The 9,475-nt window shown below is 38.8% G+C and carries 7 protein-coding genes; 2 read left to right on the top strand and 5 right to left on the bottom strand.

The annotated features are described in order from the left end of the window. Nucleotides 1-384: 384 nt before the first annotated feature. From I6F49_RS19785 to I6F49_RS19775, 3 genes are all read right to left on the bottom strand, one after another. Entirely contained in the window at nucleotides 385-2,187 is a 1,803-nt protein-coding gene (locus tag I6F49_RS19785; protein ID WP_197181713.1) for a DUF4209 domain-containing protein, read from the bottom strand. A gap of 225 nt (nucleotides 2,188-2,412) precedes the next feature. After that, on the bottom strand, nucleotides 2,413-2,724 hold the full coding sequence (locus tag I6F49_RS19780; protein ID WP_197181712.1) for an MGMT family protein: 312 nt from the start codon (nucleotides 2,722-2,724) through the stop codon (nucleotides 2,413-2,415). Further along, the gene (locus I6F49_RS19775) at nucleotides 2,708-3,610 is read right to left on the bottom strand and encodes a LysR family transcriptional regulator (protein WP_197181711.1); all 903 of its coding nucleotides are present in this window, start codon (nucleotides 3,608-3,610) and stop codon (nucleotides 2,708-2,710) included. The genes I6F49_RS19780 and I6F49_RS19775 overlap by 17 nt, the downstream gene beginning before the upstream one ends. A gap of 122 nt (nucleotides 3,611-3,732) precedes the next feature. Between I6F49_RS19775 and I6F49_RS19770 the strand changes: the two genes are divergently transcribed. Further along, on the top strand, nucleotides 3,733-4,815 hold the full coding sequence (locus tag I6F49_RS19770) for an efflux RND transporter periplasmic adaptor subunit (RefSeq protein WP_197181710.1): 1,083 nt from the start codon (nucleotides 3,733-3,735) through the stop codon (nucleotides 4,813-4,815). Between the two features lie 2 nt (nucleotides 4,816-4,817). Then, nucleotides 4,818-7,886, top strand: a complete 3,069-nt coding sequence (locus tag I6F49_RS19765; protein ID WP_197181709.1) for an efflux RND transporter permease subunit — start codon at nucleotides 4,818-4,820, stop codon at nucleotides 7,884-7,886. A 109-nt stretch (nucleotides 7,887-7,995) separates the two neighbouring features. Here the strand turns inward: I6F49_RS19765 and I6F49_RS19760 are convergent, their stop codons facing one another. Together I6F49_RS19760 and I6F49_RS19755 are read right to left on the bottom strand one after the other, a co-directional pair. After that, complete coding sequence (locus I6F49_RS19760; RefSeq protein WP_166420562.1) at nucleotides 7,996-8,328, bottom strand: PBPRA1643 family SWIM/SEC-C metal-binding motif protein; 333 nt, start codon at nucleotides 8,326-8,328, stop codon at nucleotides 7,996-7,998. Nucleotides 8,329-9,002: 674 nt separating this feature from the next. Beyond that, nucleotides 9,003-9,475, bottom strand: a 473-nt coding sequence (locus tag I6F49_RS19755) for a transposase (RefSeq protein WP_197181708.1), incomplete at its 5' end; no start/stop codon positions are given.

The raw sequence follows: 9,475 nt of genomic DNA, 5'->3' as shown, positions 1-9,475 counted from the left end.
ACAATGCCAATCCATAACTGGAATCTGACATTGTCGCAATTGGCCATCCACTTCGAAGGTAGGTTAGATGGTGTGCTAGATATTTAGCAATTTAGGCTGACACAGAATTCTGAACGCCCTCCAACCAAACTTACCTGACGTTTTCTTGCAATAGCCATAAAACACCTACTCACTTTTTAGACTAATTGAAATTTAGTCATTAACCTTAGAAAGTGCAAATTTAGGATGGATGTCTTGTTTATTGATTGTTTGAAATAGTGCTTTTGCCTGTTCCATTGGGAGCAAACTTTATATTTAGCTTATTTGATACAATGGAGATATCTGCTGAATTGATGCTATTACAATTTTTAATCTTAATGTCCATATCCTATTTCCTACTGTTTCTCAGCGTCGTGAAAGAGACCGCACAACTAAACGTAAAATCATCCACCAACTATATACACTTGCTATACTATTTGAGCTGCTATCGCTAAGTAAACCATGAGCAACTTCATTCCGTAAATTAGGCCCTACTGACTCGGTGAAGACTGCTTTTAGTTCGAACAGTAAATCTTCACCTAAAATTTCTTCAGCTCGTTCGTTATTGAGTAATGTTGTTAACCCATTTTCATTTTCAATACCATCTCTATCGATATTTGAGGTATGAATTCCTTCGCTCTTTAAAATCATCCTTACAAGATGCTCTACTTGCGGAGCCAATAAATAAATGCCATTTCCAAAATCATGTTCAAAACCACTCCAAAGTGCACTGGCCATTAGGTACTCCCTTCCTTCAGGAACAATTGGCGAGTGATAACAAATTAACTTTAAATACTCCCTAGTTACTCTGAACTCAGACAATATTTGATTTAAAGCGGGGATTATTTGTCCCTCTACTGTTAATTGCATGTTTTGGTGAAAAGTTTGAACAACTTTATTAAAAATGGATTTTTCGCTCACTTGTGAATCAAGGTCGAAATTAAGAGCAGGTGTTTTAGCTATTACTCTTCCATCACCCGCCATATGGGTGCCAGCGAATAAATTACTAAGCGGAAATTGTTGTATATTATCAACCGTCCTTTGGCGTAAATCTTGATATTCTTGAACAGAAAAGCCTGTAAAACACAGTAAGGCAAGCTCTAGAGTTTTCTTATTCCCAACATGATTCCTAGCGTTTTTAACTAGCTCAGATATATCAATTCCCGGGCTTTTTAAAAGCCCCATTTCACTTAATGAACCTGAACCTGCTTCAGTGATTTTATTTCTTATGGACTCTAGCTTTTCAGTTACTCCCAGCTCACATCTTCTCGAAACTGGTATTCTTCGATATGCTTGCAATGCATTTTCATAAAATGAATTCGCAACCATTTGGCTAGGAGCATTACTTTCTGCCCTAGAATCACCTTCTAACTCGTAACAGTCAGCAGCTATCATCAAACAATCTAACCAACTTTCTTCATTGCCTGATGATTTAAAAATACGTTCAGATAGAGATAAATACTCTCTCGCTTCTCGGTAAGCTTGATTTGTATGAAAATATTTGCCCTTATCAAATAGCAACTCTACCAATGGTTCAACTTGATCTTTACATAATCTATTGCTGTCAATTATTTCAGCGATCCATAGGTGCATGAATGAGCTACCTGGGAAATCTTTTTGAAGGGCTGACTGTAATGCTTTTTCAATATTTTCCATTGAATCAGAATCTCCGATCTGCCTAGCCAGCCGAATACACCTATTCCAACAATCCCCGATACCTGAGTGCCAAGTATCTGGATGGATTCGAAGGGTTAGATAATTTTCAATTGCTATACGAACATAAGATACTTTTCTAGGGGTTAGGCACAGCCACAATAAATCTGCAAACCGAGCTGTTACTAAAGGCTCTTTAATTCCTTCTAATATATTTTCTATGAAAAATAATTGTTCATTATCGAAATCATCAGCAATTGCAGAGCGCTTACCTTCCAACTGTATAAATGGTTGAAATGGTTCATTGGCACTATCTGGCCTAAGCATCATAGAACAAATAGCGGCAGCAAGGTCTAATGCGTTTGCTAATGCTTCATTTTGGTTTTCTCGCTCTAATTTTGAGTGTTCCCTATAAATAGAGCTGATAGAATAATATCCGAGCTCGTATGGAGGCTTGATTATCTCATTGCTTTTAGATACAAATTCATTAGGCAAGCATAACGTTTCTGATTCCATTCAAATTTTCCTTACTCATATAAAATATTTAAAACTCAACAAAAGTTTCCCTTGTTTCTGAAGGCTGGTGAGTACTCAGTACACTAAACATTACACTGATTAGAAAAAGTAGGTCAAATACTTTATCCATAAAGTCTGACAGATAACTACGCTAGCTTGGGATCGTTCAGATACAAAATTTCCTTAATGTCCGCTTCTGACACTTACCTGACCACAATAGTCACATCACTCCCACCGGCACTCGCGCATATTTACTTTGTCGTTTTTAAACAGTACGCCTTCTGATAATAACTTTTCGCGTTGTTCTTGGTATTTTTCGCTACCCGCTGGGAATGATATTTTACCTTGGCTATTCACTACCCTATGCCAAGGTATAACCGAGTCGTTTGGCATCACTTTTAATAAACGCCCCACCAATCGTGAGTTTTGAGGATAGCCAGCAAGGCCTGCAACTTGCCCGTAGCTTGCTACTTTACCTATTGGAATGCCTGCGATAACAGTATAAATAAGGGTTTCTTTATCAATATCTGCGTTCATTTAAATACGCCTCACTAAGTACTTTAAACTGCTCCCAAATAGTTCTCGCTACAGGGCCATGGTGAATCGCATCGCGTCTAAATGCGCGCACTTCTATGCCAAACTGATCCTCTCTGTCGTTAATATGTATTTGCTGTAAAAGCCCAGCTTCTATTTCAGGGGCGCAGTAATCTATGTTCATCATTGCCCAGCCAGAGCCCGCTAGTAAAAACGACTTTAAGTTAGTTACGTCGTCTATTTTCATCAAAACTGAACTTTTTGAATATGAAAGCCTATCACTGTCGATACTCAAGTCGCTTTCGAACATGGCTAAACATGGGCAATTTTGTAATTCACTAAACGTCATGTTTTTTTTAAAACCCTGAGTAGATGCAACAATGCCAATATTAAGTTTACCTATTGGTAGACTTTCTAAAGGCCCTGTTGCATGAAATAAATCAAACCAAGGGCCTATTCCAAGTTCAGCAATGCCACTGTTGACTTGCTCGAGTGAAACAAAGCGTTTTCCGCTGGTTAAGTTAAACTCTGTGCGCTTAAACAACCTAAAAGTATTACTTATGATCTCGTTATAACTGTTCAGATGGCAAATTTGTTCATAACAAATTCTAAATTGGGGCTCATTGCCTAATGCTAACTCTTTAGCAAGTTGTGCAAGCTCGTCATTAGCATGTAATAACTGCAGTGCTTCCCTGTGAAAAATCCGCCCTTTTTCAGTAAGCTGTAATCGGTACTTACTTCTGTCTAGTAACTCAAATCCTATTTTTGCTTCTAAGTTTTTAATGGCGAGTGTAAGTGCAGGCTGTGTTTTATGCAGCTTTAATGCTGCCCCGCTTAAGCTTGCACTTTGCACTATTGCATCTAAAATTAGTAATTGATTCAGCTTCATATACAGCTCGACAACATTATAAGTAAAACTTATTGAGTTTCTAAAATTTAATGATTTTTATTTTATATGTTTGCAGCGTATCCTGCACTTAATTATTTTGCCATCATTGCAACGGAGAAGACATGAAACTCTTTCGTCTATGTTTATTAACTACGACACTACTAAGCTTACTTGCCTGTTCTGAACCAGAACAACAAGTTAAAGAAGAGCCCATTCGCCCAGTTAAATTATTCAACATAGGTCATGATTCTCAAATTAACATTCGTAGTTTTCCTGCTGAGGTAGTTGCAAACCAAGGCTCTTACCTTGCTTTTAGAGTAAATGGCGAACTTATTAAGTTTCCGGTACTTGCTGGTGAACACGTTGAAAAAGGCGATTTATTAGCAAAGCTAGACCCAGAAGATTTTCAATTACAGTTTGACGAGCGTAAAGCACGCTTTGAACTGGCAAAATCACAACTTGGCCGTATTGAGCAGTTGTTTGAGAAAAAAATCACCAGCCAATCAGAACTAGATCAAGCCACTGCTAATATGCAAATTGCCGAATCGGCATTTAGAATTGCACAAACAAACCTTGAGTACAGCGAACTACGCGCGCCCTTCTCGGGCACGGTTGCTAAAGTATTTGTTAAAAACTTTGAAAACATTCAAGCCAAGCAAAATATATTACGCTTAGAAACACGCGATTTAATGGATGTAGAAATTCAGGTTCCTGAAAGAATAGTGGCTCGCTTTAAAAAAGGCACCGATTACCACCCTACAGTAAAGTTTGACGGCTTTGACGATAAACAGTACACACTTGATATTAAAGAGTGGGATACCCAAGCAGATCCAGCAACGCTTACTTATAAGGTTGTGTTTTCGCTACCAGTACCTGAGGACTTTAATTTACTAGCAGGTATGACGGGCAGCGTGCTTATTGATTTAAGCAAGGTAACGCGCTCGCAAGTTTCATATACTATTTTACCTATTGAATCGGTATTTTCTGAGCCGCAAGAAACAATTAAAGATAACGCTTACGTGTGGCTTTTTGATTCAAATACTAGTCAGGTTCATAAGCAGGCCGTAAAAATTGGCCAATTGCACCGCGATGGAATTGAAGTGTTAAGTGGCATTGAAGAAGGTCAAATTGTGGTTTCTGCCGGTGTGCATTCATTAAAAGAAGGCATGAAAGTAAGAGCATGGAATAAAGAGCGAGGCTTATAATTATGAGCTTTGCACAACTCTCCATAGAGAAAAAAGTAATAAGCTGGATGTTTACCCTGCTGCTATTAATTGGCGGTAGTGTGTCGTACTTTGATTTAGGACAACTAGAAGACCCTGAGTTTACCCTTAAAAAAGCCATGGTTATTACTATGTACCCTGGCGCGTCGCCGCAACAAGTTGAAGAAGAAGTGACTTTTCCTCTTGAAAACGCGATTCAGCAATTACCGTATGTTGATTACGTTACGTCTATTTCGTCTAACGGTAAGTCGCAAATTTCGGTAGAAATGAAAAGTACTTATCGAAAAGAGCAACTGCGCCAAATTTGGGATGAAATGCGTCGTAAAATTAACGACCTTTCTCCGTCATTACCCAGTGGTGTTTACCCAAGTACTATTTTGGATGACTTTGCCGATGTTTACGGTGTTATGTATTCGGTAACTGGCGATGGTTACTCGTATGATGAACTAAAAGATTACGTCGATTTTTTAAAGCGCGAACTAGTCCTTGTTAAAGGTGTTAGTAAAGTAACGGTTGCAGGGCAACAACAAGCTCAAGTAATGGTTGAAGTATCTACCCGTAAACTTGCGCAACTAGGTATTGCACCAAGCCATATTTTTGCATTATTGCAATCACAAAATACGGTATCTAACGCAGGTAAAATACGCGTAGGCGATGAATCAATTCGATTGCACCCTACTGGCGAGTTTAAAGATGTAAAAGAGCTCGAAACACTATTAATCTCAAAGCCTGGCGCTAATGAGCTTATTTATTTAGGTGATGTCGCTAAGGTTTACAGAGAGTACGCAGAAGTACCCAACAATATTATTCGTTATAACTCACAGCAGTCTTTACTAATTGGCGTGTCATTTATGACGGGGGTTAATGTTGTTGATGTAGGTAAACACATAGATGAACATTTGGCATCACTTGAATACCAACGCCCTCATGGTATTGACATAAACTCGGTATATAACCAGCCTCAAGAGGTTCAAAAATCGGTTGATGGTTTTATTATCAGCCTACTTGAAGCCATCGCGATTGTTATTGTAGTACTACTGTTATTTATGGGCTTAAAAAGCGGTATTTTAATTGGTGGTATTTTACTACTTACCGTTCTGGGCACATTTATATTTATGAAGTTGTTTGCTATCGATTTGCAGCGCATATCGCTTGGGGCACTTATTATTGCACTGGGAATGCTGGTTGATAACGCAATAGTCGTCACTGAAGGCATACTTATAAACCTCAAACGTGGCCAAACAAAACTAAAAGCGGCTATTAATATTGTTGAGCAAACAAAATGGCCATTACTAGGGGCAACAGTAATTGCGGTTACTGCGTTTGCGCCAATTGGCTTAAGCTCTGATGCCAGCGGTGAATTTGCCGGTAGCTTGTTTTGGGTGTTGTTTATTTCGCTTTTATTAAGCTGGATCACAGCGATTACCTTAACGCCATTTTTTGCTAATTTAATGTTCAAAGAAAACGAATTTAAAAACGAAGCAGGCCAAGAAGATGAAGACCCATACAAAGGGTTTATTTTTAATGGTTATAAAGCGATTTTAGATTTAGCACTGCACTTTAGAAAAACCACGCTTATACTAATGGTTGTTTTGCTGTGTACTGCGGTTGTTGGTTTTGGCTCTGTAAAACAGTCGTTCTTCCCTGCCTCTAACACGCCTATGTTTTATGTGGATTACTGGCAAGAACAAGGTTCTGATATTCGCTCAACTATTGAAGGCGTTAAAAAACTTGAAGAGTTTTTACAAAAAGAAGACCTTGTTGAAGAAGTAACAAGCACAACAGGGCAAGGTGCACCGCGCTTTATGCTTACCTACGCACCAGAAAAATCATACCCGGCGTATGGGCAATTGATTATTCGTGTTGCCGACAGAGAAGCCGTAGCAACTGTAATGCAAACAGTACGCGATTATTCAGACAATCATGCACTTTCTGCACAGCTTAAAATTAAACCGATGGAAATTGGCCCTTCTACTGATGCAAAAATAGAAGCACGTTTTTCAGGCCCTGACCCTGTTATTCTAAGACAACTAGCTGCTAAGGCTAAAGAGCTTATTGGTAACGACGATGGCGCCTACAATATTCGTGATGACTGGCGCGCACGTACCAAAATGATTCGCCCACAATTTAACGAGCAAAAAGCACGTCGATTAGGCATTAGTAAATCAGACCTAGACAATGTATTACTAACAAGCCTTTCGGGTAAACAAGTGGGTGTATATCGCGATGGTACACAGTTGCTACCTATTATTGCACGCTCTCCGGCAAACGAGCGCTTAAACGTAGAAAGCGTACACGACCTTCAAATATATAGTCCTGTACTGAGTGTTTTTGTGCCAGTGACCCAAGTTGTAGACGAATTTATTGTGCAGTGGGAAGACAGCTTAATAATGCGCCGCGATCGCAAACGTACAATCACGGTAATGGCCGATAACAATGTATTAGGTGATGAAACACCTGCAAAACTATTTGCGCGTATTCGTGGTCCAATTGAAAACATGGAGCTACCGCGCGGTTACCAACTTGAATGGGGCGGCGAATACGAGTCATCAAGCGATGCTCAAAAAGCAATATTTGGCTCATTACCACTGGGTTATTTAGCTATGTTTGCAGTTACCGTATTACTTTTTAACTCGCTTAAACAACCACTAATTATTTGGGCAACAGTGCCTTTGGCTATTATTGGTGTAAGCGCGGGCTTGTTAGCAATGAATGCGCCGTTTAGCTTTATGGGGCTACTTGGTTTATTAAGCTTAAGCGGTATGCTAATTAAAAACGGCATTGTATTGGTCGATCAAATAAATCTTGAATTAAGTGAAGGTAAATCACCTTATGAGGCCGTTTTTGACTCCGGAGTGAGCCGTGTGCGACCAGTTGCAATGGCCGCTATAACCACTATTTTAGGTATGATCCCACTATTATTTGATGTGTTCTTCCAGTCAATGGCGGTAACCATAATGTTCGGTTTAGGCTTTGCAACTATACTTACGCTCATTGTAGTGCCGGTACTGTACACGGTTATATTTAGAATTGATTACGAGCCACGTAAGTAGTTAAACATATAATTGGTTAACATTAAAAAATGCCACTGGCTCAAGGTCAGTGGCATTTTTATTTAATACCGATGAAAAAAGAAAGGCTACATATTTAGTTGTTAAGAAACTAACCGCAACACTTTTTATATTTTTTGCCACTACCACATACACAAGGTGCGTTACGCTCTGGTACTTTATCAAATACTTGTGGTGTTGACTTGCTAAGCGCAAAGTCTAGTTCGCGAATATCTTCTGGTACGTCTGCTTTAACTTCAATTGAAGCAAACAGCGAATGCTCTTCTAATATGGTTTCTATTTCTGATTGTCGTTCAGCTGAGTTTACAATTAGCGTTAACGGGTGCAACTCTGTGCCTACCTTAGCGATACGATTTGGCGCAAATCCATTACTGTTATTTTTACCCATTATGTCGGGCTTACCCATAAAGAAAAATTTTGACATGTTACTTCTATAACCTTTCTACATTATTAAGACGGCGCATCTTAACAGCTTACTCAACATATAACTAAGGTGTATGCGCTAATAGCGAATATAAATAAACCCGTTCGCGTAAATACGCTAAAAGTAGCCAATAAACACAGCTGTAAAGCGATTTTAAGCGCTGTTTTAAAACTCTAACTTAAGAACTACTCAATAGCCTCATCATCTATTATATATATTTACTATGAACTGATTAAGTAAATAGGGATATTATCAATTTTAAAATACTCTGTAGACTTGGCTTTATTATCTAAGCACTTACCAATTAAGCGATAGATATGCTAACCAAGGCAATAAAATTGCCTTTAACTTTAGGGTCAGTTGAACTTTCAAGGTTAAATTTGCAGCCGTCTGTTTGGGGTTTAGGCAAGGTAAAGCCTATGCGGTGTGGTTATTCCCCATAAATAGGCGTGAGCAGGACGCGTAAGCTTTGCTCGGTTTTTACTTGGCCCACTGGTTACAAACCTCGCGACGCAATTAAATAGCCCCTAGTTTGAACAAATTTCAATCCGCAAAGATCAACAGACCCAAGCCTCATATATAAAGAGGCAATTTATTTAAATAGAGAAAATTATGTTTAAAAATTTTGGATGGATAGTAGATACCATCTCTCATTTTAAGCTTCAAGGTCGTATTTAACTTTCTTGGAGCTTAAACGCTTCTTGGTTTTTTATTACACCAAAACATATATGAATGAGCTTTCGCATATTTGCACACACAGCTTGCATCGGTGTTTTACCATTATTTATTAACGTTAACTTGTGTCTCTTTATTGTTTTATTCCATTGCCCGGCGACAATGGCTGCCATATAAAGTTTGCATCGAATTCTGGCTGGCCCAAGTTTACTGATTGATGTTCGCCCTTTTAATTTACCCGATTCATTATGCCGTGGAATTAATCCACAATAAGCCGCCGCTTCTTTGGCTTTATTGAATTTTTTAGCGGCAAACAAATACGTCAGCTCTCTCGATAATACTGGCCCAATACCAGGGATAGACTCAAGTAGTTTCCTGTTTCTTTTTAAATCAGGTTCATTATCTATGTGGTTATCAATGTCAGATTTAAGCTGTTTAATTTCATCGTCTAAAAACGCGATAGTCACTTTTA

Source organism: Pseudoalteromonas sp. SWN166, assembly GCF_015864485.1.
In the GTDB taxonomy this organism is placed as follows: Bacteria; Pseudomonadota; Gammaproteobacteria; order Enterobacterales; family Alteromonadaceae; genus Pseudoalteromonas.
Note: the sequence above shows the minus strand (reverse complement) of the source record. Positions and strands in the feature narration are given on the sequence as shown.